The following is a 15408-nucleotide window of genomic DNA, read 5'->3' on the forward strand; positions in this document are numbered from 1 at the left end:
GCGGTTCACCAGGGCAGTGGCCTGCGGTCGGCGAACAGCCCGCCCGTCGTCCCGTCGCCCTCGGGAAGGGTCGCCAGCCAGACCGGAGTGTCCGCGCCCTCCCGCGGACCGCGCGGGGCGGACGGGCCGCCCATCCCGCTGCGGGTCCAGCCCGGGTCGGCGGCGTTGACCAGGACGCCCGTGCCGGCCAACTCGGCCGCGAGCATACGGGTCAGGGCGTTGAGCGCCGTCTTGGAGATCCGGTAGGCGGGGTGCCGGCCGGAGTCCATCAGCGCCAGCGAACCGTAGGAGCTGGTGACGTTCACGATCCGGCCGTAGCCGGCTTCCACCATGCCCGGGACGACGGCCTGCGCCACGCGCCAGGCACCCGTGACGTTCGTGTCCAAGGTGGCGCGCAGGATGTTCTCGTCGAGGGACGGGGGGCCGCAGCTCCCCGTCCAGACAGACTCCCGCGTTGTTCACCAGGACGTCGATCCCGCCGGTCAGCTCCGATGCCTCCCGGACCGCAGCGGTGACGCTCTTCCCGGAGGTCACGTCCAGCGCGAGCGGCAAGGCCGCCGGGCCGATGGCGCGGCACGCCTCCTCGGCCGCCGCCGGTCTTCGCGCCCCGATGAGGACCCGCAGCCCCTGGTCCGCGAGCTGTCGGCCGATCTCCAGGCCGATACCGCGTGCCCCGCCGGTCACCAGCGCGGTTCTACCGCCGTGCCGCATGGCTCCCGCCCTGCCTGTCATACCGTCAGGACCGAGCACGCGCTGATCCCGGGCGCCCCGTACACATGCGTGAAGCCCACCCGGGGGGCGCCCGGCACCTGCACACCGGGCGCCCTTCCCTGCAACTGCCGTACCACCTCGTGGAACTGACGCAGCCCCGAGGCACCGACGGGCTCCCCGCCGGCGAGACAGCCGCCGTCGGTGTTGACCGGTATCCGGCCCGAGGGATCGGTGGCCCCGGCCGCCAGCAGCTCCTCCTGTTCGCCGTGGCCGCACAGCCCGGTCTCCGCCAGGTGGATCAGCTCCGAGCCGCTGTCGGTGTCCTGCAACTGGGCGACCTGTACGTCCGCAGGCCGCACCTCCGCCGTGCGGAAGGCGGCCTCGGCGGCGTCGACGCTGGGGCTGTGGTGCGGTCCCGGCGGCAGCCAGGGCGAGAACACCTCGAACGAACCGAACCGCCGGGTCCGGAAGGCCAGCGAGGCCAGCCTGACCGGCCGCTCGCACAGATCGAACGCGCGGTCGCCGCGTGCGAGCACCAGCGCCGCCGCGCCCTGTCCGGGCGAACAGAACATGTACTGGGTGAGCGGGGGACTGACCTCCGCGGAGTCCAGGATCTCCCGCTCCGTGAGCGGCTTTCGCCGCCAGGCCAGGGGGTGGTGCGAGCCGTTGCGGAAGGCTCGCGCGGCGACCGTCGCCAGTGCCCGCTCCGAGATCCCGTGCTCGTACAGGTACCGCTGGGTCTTCAGCGCGAAGAACTGGGTCGTGAGCATCATGCCGGTCTCGGCGTACCAGTCGCCCAGGCCGTAGCGGGCCGCGGACACGTGGAACGCGCCACGCTCGTGCTTGTCGAACCCGACCGCCAGTCCCAGGGAGGCCTCTCCCGCCCGGAGTGCGTTGGCCACCGAGAGCACGGTGGAGGCACCGGTCGCGCAGCCGTTCTGCACGTTGACGAACGGCACTCCGGTCAGGCCCAGACGGCCCACCAGGGTGTCGGGCTTGCCGGACACGTCGGAGCCGCCGGCCGCGTAGCCGATGTCCTCCCATACGACACCGGCGTCGGCCAGCGCCTCGCGCACCGCCAGCTCGGCCATGTCCATCCCGGTGACGCTCTCGTCGCGGCCGAAGGGACGCATACCGCATCCGACCACGTAGACCTGGTCCGCGCGGCTCACCGCCCGGCCTGCCCATCGGGGCGGAAGGCGAAGGTCAGTACCTCGGTTCCGTCCTCGTCGTGGTACGCGGGCACCGTGGTGAGCCGGACCGGCAGCCCGATCCGGAGCTCCGCGCGGAGCACCGCCAGCCGTGCCTCGACCAGCACCTCACCGAGGTCCACATAGCCCACGTGGTACGGCTGGTAGCCCCCGGCCGGCGGCCTGTACGGCGGCCTCGGCGGGAACGCCTGGAGCGTCCACGACCAGGTCCGCCCCCGCGTAGGCAGCACGTGGGCGGACATGATCCCGGCCGGACACCGGGGGCACGAGGCCTGCCCGGGGAAGACGACCGTGCCGCAGTGGGCGCAGCGCGCTCCCACGAGCCGCGGCGGATCCGCGCTGTCGAACAGGCTCTCGTCGATGAGTCTGGTGGTCCTCATGCGCCCGCCTTCCACGTCACCAGCCCAGCAACCCGGCCAGTCGTTCCCGATGGTGTGCCGCGCCGCCCAGCAGCACCGCGTCGGACTGGGCGCGCCTGAGGTACAGGTGCGCGTCGTGCTCCCAGGTGAAGCCCATCCCGCCGTGGAACTGCACGCACTCGGCGGCGACGGACACGAACGCCTCACCGCACCAGGCCTGGGCCACCGCCGCCGCCTCGGCCAGCGCCTCCGGCGAGCCGTCCGCCCGGACCGCGCGCACCACGGCCGACCGTGCGGCCTCGACCTGGAGCAGCATGTCCGCGCAGGCGTGCTTGACCGCCTGGAAGCCGCCGATCGCCCTGCCGAACTGGGTACGGTCGCGCACGTGGGCCACCGTCATGTCCAACGCTGCCTGCGCGCCGCCCAGTTGTTCGGCGGCCAGCGCCACCAGGGCCACGTCCAGGGCGCCAGAGACGATGTCCGCCCCCTCGCCGCCGACGGTCAGCGGCCGTGCCCGGGCCGCGGAGAAGGTGACCACCGCCTGGCCCCGGCTGAGATCCAGGGTGGGCACCCGGCGCACCGTGACTCCCGGTTCACGCGGATGGGCCAGGAAGAGGTCCACACCGTCGGGCCCGGCCGCGGCCACCACCAGCGCCTCCGCGTCGGCGCCGTCGAGGACGAACGGCGCGGTGCCGTCCAGCAGCGGGACGCCGCCCTGCCAGGAGGCGGCCACCGGCACGGCGTCGGCCCGCCACGCCCCGTCGGGCGCGGCCACCGCCAGGGCATGCACGGTGCCCCCGGCCAGCTCGGCCAGCGCCTTGTCGGCCGTACCGCAGCCGGCCAGCACCTGCCCGGCCAGCACGGTGGAGGACAGCAGTGGTACCGGCGTCAGTGTCCTGCCCAACTCCTCGCAGACGGCAGCGATCTCGGCGAGACCGCCCATGCCCCCCGCGGACTCGGGCAGGCCGAGAGCTGCGAGGCCGACCTGCCGGCCGAGGGTGTCCCACAACCCGGCGTCGATGCCGGGGGCCTCCTCGGACAGCCGGCGGACCGCGGCGGTGCCGCCGGCGTCCGCGCACACCGACCGAACGGTCTCGCGCAGGTCCTCCAGCTCCGTCTCCGACAGGGCCGCGCCGTCGGTCATGGTGCTCGTCATCGTGCCTTCCCGCTCTCGTCGCGCTCGTCGCGCTGCGCGCCTTTGCTCTCGTCGCGCCGCCGGCGCAGGGCACTGTGCGCGGCGGCCATCCGGGCCACCGGCACGCGGTGCGCGGAACAGGAGACGTAGTCGAGGCCCAGGTCGTCGCAGAACGCGATCGACTCCGGATCCCCGCCGTGCTCACCGCACACGCCCAGCTTGATACCGGGCCGCACGACCCGTGCCCGTTCGGCTGCCAGGCGGACCAGGGCGCCCACCCCGTGCGGGTCGAGCCGGGCGAACGGGCTGGCGGTCAGGAGCCCGCGTTCCAGGTACGAGGCGAGCACCTGCCGCTCGACGTCGTCCCGGGAGAACCCATAGGTGAGCTGGGTGAGGTCGTTGGTGCCGAAGGAGAAGAACTCGGCGTGCTCGGCGAGTTCACCGGCCAGCAGCGCGGCCCGCGGGGTCTCGATCATCGTGCCGAGCCGGTACGGGACCTCCACCCCGGTGCGGGCGGCGGCGGCGTCGGCGGCACCGCGTACGTACGCGGCCGCGGCCGCCAGTTCCTCCGGCAGGCTGACGAGCGGGATCATCACCTCCAGCTCCGGCCGGACTCCGGTGGCGGCGACATCGGCCCAGGCGGTGAAGAGGGCCTCGGCCTGCGCCGGGTAGAGCCTCTCGTGCAGCAGCGCCAGCCGCACACCGCGCAGCCCGAGCATCGGGTTCGCCTCACGCAGCGCGGCGGCCCGCTGCTCCTCGGCCGCGTCCATGGCCTGCCCGGTGGCGGGCAGGAACTCGTGCAGCGGGGCATCCAGCAGGCGCACGGTCACCGGGCGGTTCCCGACCGCGGCCAGCAGCGCGCGGAAGTCCTCGTGCTGGGCCCGCTCCAGCGCCAGTAGTGCCTCGTCGCGGGCGGCCGGGTCGGCGGCCAGGAGCACCCGGCGGATCAGCGGCAGCCGGTCGCCGAGGAACTGGTGTTCCGTACGGCACAGCCCGACGCCCTCCGCGCCGAGGGCCAGGGCCGTGTCCACCTCGGCGGCCGTGTCGGCGTTGACCCGTACGCCCAGCCGGCGCATGCCGTCCGCCCACTCCAGCAAGGTGGACAGTTCGGGTGGCGGTCCGGCCACACTGACGCTCAGCGTCCCCGCGTACACCGCGCCGGTACGGCCGTCCAGCGAGACCGGGTCGCCCTCGCGCACCACCCGGTCCCCGAAGCGGACCGTCCCGGCGGCCAGGTCCACGCGCAGCCCCTCGGCGCCGCACACCGCGGGCTTGCCGGCGCCCCGCGCCACGACGGCAGCATGCGAGGCGATACCGCCACTGCCGGTCAGTACGGCGGCGGCGGCCAGCATTCCGGGGACGTCCGCCGGGGTCGTCTCGGCGGCCACGAGCACGACCCGAGTGCCGTCCGCGGCCAGTTCGAGGGCACGTTCACTGGACAGCACGACCGTTCCGGTGGCCGCCCCCGGGGACGCGGGCAGCCCCTTCGTCAGGAGCTCCTCCCCGCCGGTCAGCCGTAGTCGGGGGTGCAGCAGCTCCTGCACCTGCGCGGGCGTGACCCGCCGTACGGCCTCCTCGCGGCCGATCGCCCCGTCCCGGGCCAGATCCGCGGCCAGACACACCGAGGCCCGGAGCGGCGGGCGGGCCTGTGCCGAGGCGGCGAGCAAGGAGATCTCGTCGTCGCGCACCTCGAAATCGACGGACACCGGCGCGCGCAGATGCCGCTCCAGGGTGAGCAGGGAGTGCTCAAGGAGCGCGGTGCCACCCGCGAGTCGATCCAGCGGCTCACCGGTGTGCGGCGGCGGGGCACTGCGGCGTACCCCCCGGAAGAAGAAGCCCTGGGGGGACAGCCGTCCGGTCTCGGGGTCGCGGCTGACCGCCGTGCCGTAGCCCGAGTGGTCCGCCGGGCCGATGCGCAGGGCCTGCACATGCAGGGCGACGGCCAGGTCGGCGGGGAGCCGCTGGGCTCGGCGGGACCTTCTCGCACGCGGCGCGTCCCAGCGGGCGAGGAGGGCACGGGCGGCCAGGGCGAGCTGCTGCGCCGGGTCGTCGGGGAAGGGGCGGGCGCCGTGTTCCGCCGCCAGGGACAGCAGCACCTCCACCCGAGCCCGCGGCCCGGGCGTGTCCAGGAGAGCGTCGTCGAGCAGCGCGCCGGGCACGTCCAGGGCGTACTCGGCGATCATGCGCACAGTGGTGGCCCACACTTCGTACAGCGCTTCTTCACGCCCGATGACGGCGCACAGGTCGTCGGCATGCGCGGGAACAACGCCGAGACAGGCCAGGTCGGGCGGCAGTCCGGCGATCTCGGTCGGCGCGCTCGCCGACAGGCGCAGCAGCAGCGGCCTGGTCGCGTCCCCGATGCGCCGCCCCGAGAGCTGTTCGACCAGGTCCACGGCGGCTGCGGCGGTGTCGGGTTCGCACAGCGACACGGCGGCGCCGGCGGGAACGGTGAGCCCCGGCACGACCGGCAGACCGAGGGCCACCAGGCGGTCCATCGCCGCGCCGTGCGCGCCCAGTTCGTCGGCTTCGAGGCCCCGGGTGCGTCCCTGCCCGTAGGGCACCAGGAGCCGGCCTGGGGTCCCGGACGACGCGAGGACCGTCCCGGACTGGGCGAGCAGGGCCGCCTCGCGGTCGGTGACGCTCAACCCCGGCTCCTTGTGACCAGTTCCTCTTCGCGGGCCTCGTCCTCGGCCCTGCTGATGCCCAGCACGAACAACAGCTCCTGGTGCAGCCGCATCCACACGGTGTGGTACGAGTCGCACAGCGGCGAGGCCAGCCACTCCGGCGCGCCGTCGTCGAAGCGGTCGAGGGCGTCCTGCAGGGCCGTCAGGTACCGTCCGCTGCCCGCCAGCACCCGGTCCAGCCGGCGCAACACGGGCTGAATCGCCTCGTGCACGTCTTCCAGCGACTCGCGCACCTCGGCGTCGTAGGCATCGTCGGAGTGGTCGTTGGCCGTGCCGTCCGGGCGGCACTGCCATGCCGTGCAGACGTCGCGGATCTTGCGGTTGACCGGCAGGAACGCCTCGTACGCCGCGGTGATCCGCTCCTCCTGCTCGGAGCCTGCGGGAACCCGCAGGATCTGCGCGGCGGTGGTCTTGGCGCGCTCGGTCGGCAGCACCACCGGCCCCTTCACCATCGCCAGCCCGGCGTCGACCAGCGGGCGGTGCTCGGACTCCGGCCGGCCACGCCACATACCACGCAGAACGAGGTCGACGACGGCCTCGGTGAGGGTCTCGTCGGATGCGTCCGGAAGGTCCACGGCAGCAGATTGCATCGCCACACCATTTCCCCGGTTCTGTGGTGACCGGTTCCTCGGTTCTGTGTTGCCCGGAGGTTAAGCCCCGCCGGGCCCGTTAGTGAAGAGGAACTCAAGAAACACTTTCGGATTCCCTGACCTCCGCCCGGCTGTCGCCCGCCTTCGGGCGGCCCCCCGCGGCGAGGAACGACGCCATGCGGTCCTGTGCCTCCCGGCCGTCCGCCAGGGCGGAGATCAGCCGCGCCTCCTCGGCGAGGTGGCGGCGCAGCTCGTCTCTGGCGCCGGTGCGCAGCAGGTCCTTCGCGGCGCGCAGCGCGTCACCGGCGCCGGCGGCCAGGTCGGCCGCGGTCCGATACGCCGCACCGTCCAGTTCCTCGTCGTCCACCGACCGGGAGACCAGACCCCACCGTTCGGCGTCGTCGCCGGTCAGGACCCGATTGGTCAGGATCAGGTCCGCCGCCCTTCGGGGGCCCACCAGGCGTGGCAGGAGCCACGAGGCCCCGCAGTCCGGCGTGAGGCCGATCGCCGTGTACGCCAGCCGGAACCGTGCCGACCGCGCCGCCAGGACGATGTCCCCCACGAGGGCGAGGCCGACCCCGCCGCCCGCGGCCGCGCCGCGCACGGCGGTCACCAACGGCACCGGCAGTTCGTGCAGCGCCTGCATCGCGGCGTGCGCGGCGCTCGCCACGGCATGCACATAGGTGCCGGTCTCCGCACCACGACCGGCGAATGCGCGCAGGTCACCACCCACGCAGAAGCTGCCGCCCGCCGCCCGGAGCAGGACCGCGCCGCCCGGGTCCGCTGCCGCCTCGAAGGCCTTGTCCCGCAGCGCCTCGGCCGTCCTCAGATCCAGGGCGTTTCCCCGACCGGCATCGTCCAGCCTCAGCTCGACGACTCCGTCGGGGTGTCGGACGATCCGGACCGGCTCGGCGCTCACGGGCAGGCTCATGGCGTTTCTCCTGTCGTCTTCCCGTCGCCGGGTGTTTCCGGCAAGATACTTAAGACGCTATACAGTTTCTAGGGTGCGACGGAGCTGATGCCCGTACGCCCGTCGGCGGGAGGTCCCGTGCCCATCCAGTTCGATGTCGATCCGACTGTCGCTCAACTCGCCGCGTCCACGTTCGAGTTCGTGCGCGAGGTGGTGATTCCGGCCGAGCGTGAGTGCGGCGGGTCGGTGCACGACGCCCCCGGGGCACTCCGGGAAACCCTGCAGAAAGCCGCCCGTGACGCGGGTGTGTTCGCTCCGCACGTACCGACGCGATGGGGCGGACACGGCCTCGACCTGCGAGGGCAGGCGGTGGTGTTCGAAGCGGCGGGCTACTCGCTGCTCGGACCGCTGGCGCTGAACTGCGCGGCCCCTGACGAGGGCAACATGCACCTGTTGGAGAAGGTGGCCACCGAAGAGCAGAAGCAGAGGTATCTGCGTCCGCTCGCCGCGGGCGAGACCCGCTCCTGCTTCGCCATGACCGAACCCGCTCCTGGAGCGGGTGCCGATCCCCGCTCCCTGCGCACCACCGCGACCCGGGTGCCCGGCGGCTGGCGCATCGACGGGCGCAAGTGGTTCATCACCGGTGCCCAGGGAGCCGGCTTCGCCATCGTCATGGCCCGGACCTCCGGCAGCCCCGGCGACCCGGGCGGCGCCACCATGTTCCTGGTCGACGCCGGCACCCCCGGCATGAGCATCGTCCGGACCATCGAGACCCTGGACGAGTCCCTCTTCGGCGGGCACAGCGAGATCGTCTTCGAGGAGTGCGTGGTGGGGGAGGACCAGGTGCTCGGCGCGGTGGACCGCGGCTTCGAAGGCGCCCAGGTCAGGCTCGGCCCCGCCCGGACGACCCACTGCATGCGCTGGCTCGGGGCTGCCCGCCGCGCTCAGGACGTCGCGCTGGAGCGGGCGGGCAGCCGGATGGCGTTCGGCTCCGCGCTGGGAGACCTCGGCATGGTCCAGCAGATGCTCGCCGACTCCGAGATCGACATCGAGGCGAGCCGCGCCCTGATCCTGCGCACCGCCTGGGAGCTGGACACCGGCTCCGCCGCGGCCTCTCAGCTCACCTCGGTGTCCAAGACCTTCGTGGCGGAGGCGGTGAACCGAGTGGTCGACCGGGCGGTGCAGATCTGCGGAGCACTCGGCATCTCGGCCGACGACGCCCCACTGGCCCGTCTCTTCAGGGAGGTGCGGCCGTTCCGGATCTACGACGGCCCGTCGGAGACACACCGCTTCGCCATAGCGCGCCGCGCGGTACGGCCCTACCGACAGCCGCGCCCGGGCGCCGCCGACGGCTGATCGTTCCGGAGAGCGCCTGACGGGCACCTTGCCCGCTCAGGCGCCCTCTCCTTGTGTCTAGAAGAAGCCCAGCTTCTTCGGCGAGTACGACACCAGCAGGTTCTTCGTCTGCTGGTAGTGGTCCAGCATCATCTTGTGCGTCTCGCGGCCGATGCCCGACTTCTTGTAACCGCCGAACGCCGCGTGGGCCGGGTAGGCGTGATAGCAGTTGGTCCACACACGGCCCGCCTTGATCTCGCGGCCCAGGCGGTAGGCCGTGTTGCCGTCGCGGGTCCAGACGCCGGCGCCGAGGCCGTACAACGTGTCGTTGGCGATCTTCAGGGCCTCGTCGACCGAGTCGTACGTCGTGACCGAGACGACCGGGCCGAAGATCTCCTCCTGGAAGATCCGCATGTCGTTGGTGCCGCGGAAGATGGTCGGCTCGATGTAGTAGCCGCCCTCGAGGCCGGGCACCGCGCGGGGCCTGCCGCCCGTGACGACCTCGGCGCCCTCCTTCCTGCCGATGTCGAGGTAGGAGAGGATCTTCTCGTACTGGTCGTTGCTCGCCTGCGCGCCGATCATCGTGGCCGGGTCCAGCGGGTCGCCGCCGACGATCGCCTCGGTGCGTTGGACACAGCGGGACATGAAGTCTTCGTAGATGGAGGAGGGGATCAGGGCGCGGGACGGGCAGGTGCAGACCTCGCCCTGGTTGAGGGCGAACATCACGAAGCCCTCGACCGCCTTGTCCAGGAAGTCGTCGTCGGCGGCCATCACGTCGGGCAGGAAGATGTTCGGGCTCTTGCCGCCCAGTTCCAGGGTGACGGGGATGATGTTCTCGCTGGCGTACTGCATGATCAGGCGGCCGGTCGTCGTCTCGCCGGTGAACGCCACCTTCGCCACCCGCGGGCTGGACGCCAGCGGCTTGCCCGCCTCCACGCCGAAGCCGTTGACGACGTTGACCACGCCCGGCGGGAGCAGGTCGGCGATCAGGTCCATGACGTAGAGCAGGCTGGCCGGGGTCTGCTCCGCCGGTTTGATGACCACGCAGTTGCCGGCGGCCAGCGCGGGCGCGAGCTTCCACGTGGCCATGAGGATCGGGAAGTTCCACGGGATGATCTGCCCGACCACCCCCAAGGGCTCGTGGAAGTGGTACGCGACGGTGTCGGCGTCGATCTCCGCGATGCTGCCCTCCTGCGCGCGGACGACTCCGGCGAAGTACCGGAAGTGGTCCACGGCCAGCGGGATGTCGGCGGCCAGGGTCTCGCGGACCGGCTTGCCGTTCTCCCACGTCTCGGCGACCGCGATCTTCTCCAGGTTCTCCTCGATGCGGTCCGCGATCCTGTTGAGGACGTTCGCGCGTTCCGCCGTGGACGTACGGCCCCACCGGTCGGCCGCCCGGTGCGCGGCGTCCAGGGCGAGGTCGACGTCGGCCGCGGTGGAACGGGCGACCTCGCAGAAGACTTTGCCGGTCACCGGTGTCGGGTTCTCGAAGTAGCGGCCCTCGACCGGCGCTGTCCAGTCGCCGTCGATGAAGTTGTCGTAGCGGCGGGCGAAGGCGACGATGCTTCCTTCGGTTCCTGGCTGCGCGTACACCATGGCGGCTCTCCTCGGTGAAGGGCGGTGCGGGACGGTTGTGATCGGCCCTCACTGTGCTCCCGGGAGGTTGGTGCAAGGTTGGCGTGCACAGACGGCACGGCAGCAGCGCAGGGTGCCGGTCGCGCAGGCCGTCAGTCGCGCAGGGCCGTCGTCAGCCGGCCCGCCGCGATGGCGCGGCGGGTGTCTTCGGGGTCGAGCAGCCGCAGTGCGTGCTCGTGGACCTCCGCGTCGTACGGGGCCCGTTCGCCGTAGCGCAGGGCGTGGTCCGGGCGGGTGCTCGAAAGGACGGACTCGCGTACGGCCACGTCGAGGCGGGTGCGCCACTCCTCGATGCCGGGAGCCTCGGAGCGGGGCAGGAGCGGGCCGCCGTAGTGGCCCAGGGCGGTGTCGGTGTCGCCCTGCTCCAGCGCGCGCAGGACGTCGGCGGCGTCGCAGGAGACGGGGGCGGTGAGGGCGTAGTGGCGGGGGGATATCGCGCCGCCCAGCGCCCGGCGCAGGTGGGAGATCTCCGCCTTGAAGGTGGACGACGTGACCTGCCGGTCGCCGTACAGGGCCGCGCGCAGCCGTGCCGGGGAGAAGCCGTCGGGTTCGAGCGCGAGGAGGGTGAGGATCTCCAACTGCCGCGGGCGCAGGGGGAGTGGCCGCCCCTCGTGGACGGCTCGCTCGGTGCCCAGGCACGTGAGCCGCAGCCGAGCGGGGCGGGACACCTCCGTGCTCAGGCGGGCCTCGATCGTCGACACCAGGCTGCGGACGGTGGACATGGCCAGCGGGTGCGACCGGTCCCAGGTCGTGGACAGGTCCAGCACGCCGAGGACGCTGCCGTCCCTGCCGTGCACGGGCGCGCAGTAACAGACCCAGCCGTGCAGGGCCGACACCAGATGCTCGGCCGAGAACACGGAGCTGGGGCGGCCGGTGCGCAGGGCGAGGGACAGCGCGTTGGTGCCCATGGCCTGCTCGTCCCAGCGACCGCCCGGCGCGAAGTTGACCCGCTCGGCCCTGCGGCGCATGGTCGGTCCGCCGCAGGTCCACAGGATGGTGCCGGACTCGTCGGTGACCGCCGTGACGAACCCGGCGTCCTCGGCGATGCTGTGCAGCTCCCCGGCGAGAGCGGAGACCGGCCCGTACAGCGGTGACGACGTCCAGCGCTGGTGCACCCGGCCGCCGTCGGTGACGGGGGCGCTGTCGCGGCCCGGGTCGACGCTGCCCAGTGAACGCGCCCAGGACTCGCTCACCTCGTGGCGCAGTGCGGCGGTGCCGCCGGGCCGCGTGCCCGGGACGCTCAGCCGCGGCACCCAGCGGGACCACTCGTGCTCCAGCACGGCCCTGCGCTGCGTGAGGTCAGGGCGCTGTGACATGGCCTCTCCCTGCCGTCGTACCAGTTTCTCGAAGTGAGGCCAGTGTTACCGGACGCGTCGGCCACGGTCGAGAACTCCGTCGGACCCGGTGAGACGTTCTGAACGGGCGACCGCCTGACTGGATGTTTGTCCGGTGCCCACGTGCCGCCGTCCGGGTGACGGGTTCACTCGACCCGACGGACGGCGCCCGGCCCGCGTACCACCGGTGCGCGGTGCCGCGTTCCCCCGGCATGAACAGCACGGAGACGGCGCCACGCCTGTCGGGGAACGAAGCGGTGCCCCGCTCGTACGCCGAACTCACCAGCGGGTACGCGGGACATCCGCCGATCTACGCGGCTCTGGTCGCCGAGTGGGAGGCGCGGGGCCATGCGGTCCCGGACCACCGCGACGGCCAGTGGGTCTCCTTCGCCGCGCCGGCCGACAGCGAGACCTGGACCGCGATCCCCTCGTGGACCACCGGGCGGCACCTGGGCCCGGTCGTCCCCGGCACCCCGCGTCCGGCCGCCACCCCTCACCCGGCCCCCACCTCTCACCCGGCGGCCGGCCGGCACCCGGGCCCGGCCGCACCCGCAGGCACCCGCCCCGCCTCCGGCCGGCACCCGGGGGCAGCCGGGCCGTCGTCCGGCGCCCGCCTCACCAGCCGTCCGTCGCCACCGGCTCCGCGCTGACCGGTGCCAGCACTGCGAGGGTTCCGCTGGCCTCCCGCAGGGCCGATTCGAGCGGGCCGGGCGTGTGCAGGGTGCCGGTTCCGTCCGGCGGCACGAGCCACTCCAGCCGGCCGGCGGGCCGGTACGGCGGCGGCACGGCGACCCAGGAGCCCCGGCCGACGTGCCGTACGCCGAAACCGATCCACTCGCTGACCGGATCGGGCGGCAGGAAGAACCCCACTCTGCGCGCGGCGCAGTCCACCAGAGTGGGGCCGGGCACCTTCAGCGGATCGCGCCACAGGATGTCCAGCGCGAGCAGGCCGAGCCGGTCGGGGACGCTCAGTACGTCCCAGTACCGCCCGGCCTCCACGAGCATGGTCCCCGCGCCGTAGTCCCACTCCCGCTTGCACTCCTTGGGGTCCGTGGCGGCCGCGGCGAGCCACTCGACGGCTTGCTTCCACATGACGCTCTGCATGGCCACCCCAGGCACAGTCGGTGGCGCCGCGGTCGGGCGCGCTGGACACGGGCCGGTGGCCTGCGGGGTTCCGCGTGCCGCCCGGCCCAGCCATGCTCGTAGATATTTCTACGCGTCGGAAGGGGTGGCGCGGTGTGGCGTTTGGGGCGTGCCGGTCCCGGTCGAACCAGGGCAGCCGAAGACACTTTCCGTACAAGCGAGTTCAACTTCGTGCGCGTCACGCACGGCCGTCACCAGCGGGGGAGCTTCAACTCGTACTCCGGACGGAACCGCTGCAGGTAACCGGTGTCGTCCCGGCTGCGCATCCCCGAGTCGACGTACCGCCGGTGCAGTCGCTCCAGCCGGTCGTGGTCGAGTTCGACTCCCAGTCCCGGCCCGGTGGGCACCTCGACCTCGCCGTCGCGCAGCTCCAGCACGCCGGGGACGATCACGTCGTCCGCGGAGTTCCACGGGTAGTGCGTGTCGCAGGAGTGGTCGAGGTTGGGGATGGCGGCGGCGACATGGGTCATCGCGGCGAGGCTGATGCCCAGGTGCGAGTTGGAATGCATCGACAGGGCGAGCCCGAACGCCTCGCAGAGCGCGGCCAGTTCACGGGTGCGACGCAGTCCGCCCCAGTAGTGGTGGTCGGTGAGCAGCACCTGGATCGCGTCCTGCTCGACGGCCGGCTTCAGATGCTCCCAGGCGATCACACACATGTTGGTGGCGAGCGGCATGGGGGAGTCCTTCGCCACCTGAGCCATCCCGGGGATGCCCCGGGTCGGATCCTCCAAGTACTCCAGCACGCCGTCGAGTTCACGGGCGACGTACTTCGACGTCTCGACCGTCCAGGCCACGTTCGGGTCCAGCCGCAGCGGCTGCCCGGGGAAGGCCTCGGCGAGGGCGCGCATCGCGGCGATCTCCTCGTCGGGCGGGAAGACACCGCCCTTGAGCTTGAACGACCGGAACCCGTAGCGCTCCTGCATCTGCCGGGCCTGCTCGACGATGCCGGCCGGGTCGAGGGCCTCGCCCCAGTCGTCGCCGATCGCCGCACGGCCGTCGAGCGCGGGGTGCTCGGCCCACTTGTAGAAGAGGTAGGCGGCGAACGGCACCGTGTCACGGACCTTCCCGCCCAGCAGGTCGCTGACCGGACGGCCGAGCAGCCTGCCCTGTGCGTCCAGGCAGGCCACCTCCACCGCCGAGGTGGTCCAGCCGCGCTCGTGGGAGCTCGACACGGTCGGCAGCAGCGCCGCATCGATCGCGGCGGACACGGCGGTGGTGTCGAAGACGTCCATGCCGACGACGAGCTTCGCGGCGGCGTGCAGCCGCTCCAGGCGGGCCGCACCCCCCGGGGACTCTCCAAGTCCCACCGTGCCGTCCTCCAGGACCAGTTGAAGGATGATCCGCAGCGCGAGCGGCTCGTGCACGCCGTTGGAGTTGAGCAGCGGCGGGTCGCCGAAGGCGATCGGGGTGACGATCAGCTCACGGATACGTGTGGCACTCATGCGGCGACCACCTCGAGGCCGTGGTCGAGGAGTTTCGCGAGCCGGGCGATGTGCTCCGGCGCCGGGTCGAGCAGGGGCGCCCGTACACCGCCGACATCCAGGCCGCGCAGGGTCACACCGGCCTTGACCAACGACACGGCGTACCCGGGGACCTCGTCGCGCAGGGCGACCAGCGGGCCGTAGAACTCGTCGAGGAGCCGCGAGACCAGGGCGTCGTCGTCCTCGGCGAGGGCCCGGTGGAAGGCCAGGGCGATCTCCGGGGCGAAGGCGAACACCGCCGAGGAATACAGCTGGACGCCGATGCCCCGGTAGGCGGGAGCGGTCATCTCGGCGGTGGGCAGCCCGTTGAAGAACTGGAAGTCCTCCGTGCCCGGCACGGCTCGCACCGCGCGGACGATGCGGTGCATCCGCTCGATGTCCCCGATGCCGTCCTTGAGGCCGACGACCCCGGGCAGGGCGGCGATCTCGGCGGCCGTCCCGGCGGTGAGCCGGGCGGTGCCCCGCTGGTAGAAGACGACCGGCAGGTCCGTGGCCGCGATGACCTCCTCGACGTAGCGCACCAGGCCCTGCTGCGGGGCGCTGACGAGGTAGGGCGGCAGGAGCAGGATGCCGTCGGCGCCGGCACGTTCGACGCGGGCGGCCTGGTCGCGGGCGACCGGTGTGGGGCCGCCGGCCGCGGCGAGGACCGGCACGCGTCCGGCCGTGGTCCGCACGGCGACCCGGGTGGCCCGCTCGATCTCCTCGGTCGACAGCGCGTGGAACTCGCCGGTGCCGCAGGCGACGAACACACCTCCCGCCCCCGCGGCGACACCCGACTCGATGTGCTGGGCGAGCCGTTCCTCGTCCAGTGAACCGTCCGCCGCGAACGGCGTGACCGGGAAGAACAGCACTCCGTGGAACTTCATGTCTCCCTCAAACG

At 72.8% G+C, this 15408-nt stretch carries 14 protein-coding genes and 1 pseudogene; 2 read left to right on the forward strand and 13 right to left on the reverse strand.

The features are described from left to right. Nucleotides 1-5 precede the first annotated feature (5 nt). The 8 genes and pseudogenes from ACZ7EG_RS27190 to ACZ7EG_RS27225 form a co-directional block, all read right to left on the reverse strand. Entirely contained in the window at nt 6-386 is a 381-nt protein-coding gene (locus ACZ7EG_RS27190) for an SDR family NAD(P)-dependent oxidoreductase (protein ID WP_471084130.1), read from the reverse strand. A gap of 106 nt (nt 387-492) precedes the next feature. Beyond that, nucleotides 493-732: pseudogene (locus ACZ7EG_RS27195) on the reverse strand (SDR family NAD(P)-dependent oxidoreductase); the annotation flags it as partial. Continuing rightward, nucleotides 729-1883, reverse strand: a complete 1155-nt coding sequence (locus ACZ7EG_RS27200) for a thiolase family protein (protein WP_471084133.1) — start codon at nt 1881-1883, stop codon at nt 729-731. The gene ACZ7EG_RS27200 and the pseudogene ACZ7EG_RS27195, both read right to left, overlap by 4 nt. Then, nucleotides 1880-2302, reverse strand: coding sequence for a Zn-ribbon domain-containing OB-fold protein (locus ACZ7EG_RS27205; RefSeq protein WP_471084136.1), 423 nt, complete (start codon nt 2300-2302; stop codon nt 1880-1882). The genes ACZ7EG_RS27200 and ACZ7EG_RS27205 overlap by 4 nt, the downstream gene beginning before the upstream one ends. A 16-nt stretch (nt 2303-2318) precedes the next feature. Next, nucleotides 2319-3437 (reverse strand): acyl-CoA dehydrogenase family protein, encoded by a 1119-nt coding sequence (locus tag ACZ7EG_RS27210; RefSeq protein ID WP_471084139.1) that lies wholly within the window; start codon nt 3435-3437, stop codon nt 2319-2321. Beyond that, nucleotides 3434-6061, reverse strand: coding sequence for a putative PEP-binding protein (locus ACZ7EG_RS27215; RefSeq protein ID WP_471084142.1), 2628 nt, complete (start codon nt 6059-6061; stop codon nt 3434-3436). Before ACZ7EG_RS27215 ends, ACZ7EG_RS27210 begins: the two co-directional genes overlap by 4 nt. Beyond that, the gene (locus tag ACZ7EG_RS27220; protein WP_471084145.1) at nt 6058-6690 is read right to left on the reverse strand and encodes a hypothetical protein; all 633 of its coding nucleotides are present in this window, start codon (nt 6688-6690) and stop codon (nt 6058-6060) included. The genes ACZ7EG_RS27215 and ACZ7EG_RS27220 overlap by 4 nt, the downstream gene beginning before the upstream one ends. Before the next feature lie 94 nt (nt 6691-6784). After that, entirely contained in the window at nt 6785-7621 is an 837-nt protein-coding gene (locus ACZ7EG_RS27225) for an enoyl-CoA hydratase/isomerase family protein (protein WP_471084148.1), read from the reverse strand. Nucleotides 7622-7738: 117 nt separating this feature from the next. Here ACZ7EG_RS27225 and ACZ7EG_RS27230 point away from each other — a divergent pair, with 117 nt between their 5' ends. After that, the gene (locus tag ACZ7EG_RS27230; protein WP_471084150.1) at nt 7739-8956 is read left to right on the forward strand and encodes an acyl-CoA dehydrogenase family protein; all 1218 of its coding nucleotides are present in this window, start codon (nt 7739-7741) and stop codon (nt 8954-8956) included. A gap of 57 nt (nt 8957-9013) precedes the next feature. Here the strand turns inward: ACZ7EG_RS27230 and adh are convergent, their stop codons facing one another. Next, entirely contained in the window at nt 9014-10531 is a 1518-nt protein-coding gene (gene adh, locus ACZ7EG_RS27235; protein WP_471084153.1) for an aldehyde dehydrogenase, read from the reverse strand. A gap of 131 nt (nt 10532-10662) precedes the next feature. Then, nucleotides 10663-11886 carry an AfsR/SARP family transcriptional regulator gene (locus ACZ7EG_RS27240; protein ID WP_471084156.1) on the reverse strand — a complete coding sequence of 408 codons (1224 nt, stop codon included), beginning with the start codon at nt 11884-11886 and terminating at the stop codon, nt 10663-10665. 230 nt (nt 11887-12116) lie between these two features. Here ACZ7EG_RS27240 and ACZ7EG_RS27245 point away from each other — a divergent pair, with 230 nt between their 5' ends. Then, nucleotides 12117-12554, forward strand: coding sequence for a hypothetical protein (locus ACZ7EG_RS27245; RefSeq protein WP_471084159.1), 438 nt, complete (start codon nt 12117-12119; stop codon nt 12552-12554). Here ACZ7EG_RS27245 and ACZ7EG_RS27250 read toward each other — a convergent pair. From ACZ7EG_RS27250 to ACZ7EG_RS27260, 3 genes are all read right to left on the reverse strand, one after another. Next, a complete protein-coding gene (locus ACZ7EG_RS27250) occupies nt 12520-13008 on the reverse strand; it encodes a hypothetical protein (RefSeq protein WP_352099169.1) in 489 nt (162 codons plus the stop codon). The genes ACZ7EG_RS27245 and ACZ7EG_RS27250 overlap by 35 nt on opposite strands. Before the next feature lie 230 nt (nt 13009-13238). Next, entirely contained in the window at nt 13239-14489 is a 1251-nt protein-coding gene (locus ACZ7EG_RS27255) for a glucarate dehydratase family protein (RefSeq protein WP_471084162.1), read from the reverse strand. Next, on the reverse strand, nt 14486-15394 hold the full coding sequence (locus ACZ7EG_RS27260) for a 5-dehydro-4-deoxyglucarate dehydratase (RefSeq protein WP_471084165.1): 909 nt from the start codon (nt 15392-15394) through the stop codon (nt 14486-14488). The genes ACZ7EG_RS27255 and ACZ7EG_RS27260 overlap by 4 nt, the downstream gene beginning before the upstream one ends. Nucleotides 15395-15408: the final 14 nt, after the last annotated feature.

The sequence above is a fragment of the Streptomyces sp. NPDC037100 genome (assembly GCF_055606225.1).

Excerpts from the sequence above, each read along its gene's own strand:
- ACZ7EG_RS27250 (WP_352099169.1), bottom strand. The coding sequence starts at position 13,008 with ATGCAGAGCGTCATGTGGAAGCAAGCCGTCGAGTGGCTCGCCGCGGCC.
- ACZ7EG_RS27260 (WP_471084165.1), bottom strand. The coding sequence starts at position 15,394 with ATGAAGTTCCACGGAGTGCTGTTCTTCCCGGTCACGCCGTTCGCGGCG.
- adh (WP_471084153.1), bottom strand. The coding sequence starts at position 10,531 with ATGGTGTACGCGCAGCCAGGAACCGAAGGAAGCATCGTCGCCTTCGCC.
- ACZ7EG_RS27205 (WP_471084136.1), bottom strand. The coding sequence starts at position 2,302 with ATGAGGACCACCAGACTCATCGACGAGAGCCTGTTCGACAGCGCGGAT.
- ACZ7EG_RS27255 (WP_471084162.1), bottom strand. The coding sequence starts at position 14,489 with ATGAGTGCCACACGTATCCGTGAGCTGATCGTCACCCCGATCGCCTTC.
- ACZ7EG_RS27240 (WP_471084156.1), bottom strand. The coding sequence starts at position 11,886 with ATGTCACAGCGCCCTGACCTCACGCAGCGCAGGGCCGTGCTGGAGCAC.
- ACZ7EG_RS27210 (WP_471084139.1), bottom strand. The coding sequence starts at position 3,437 with ATGACGAGCACCATGACCGACGGCGCGGCCCTGTCGGAGACGGAGCTG.
- ACZ7EG_RS27245 (WP_471084159.1), top strand. The coding sequence starts at position 12,117 with ATGAACAGCACGGAGACGGCGCCACGCCTGTCGGGGAACGAAGCGGTG.
- ACZ7EG_RS27220 (WP_471084145.1), bottom strand. The coding sequence starts at position 6,690 with ATGCAATCTGCTGCCGTGGACCTTCCGGACGCATCCGACGAGACCCTC.
- ACZ7EG_RS27225 (WP_471084148.1), bottom strand. The coding sequence starts at position 7,621 with ATGAGCCTGCCCGTGAGCGCCGAGCCGGTCCGGATCGTCCGACACCCC.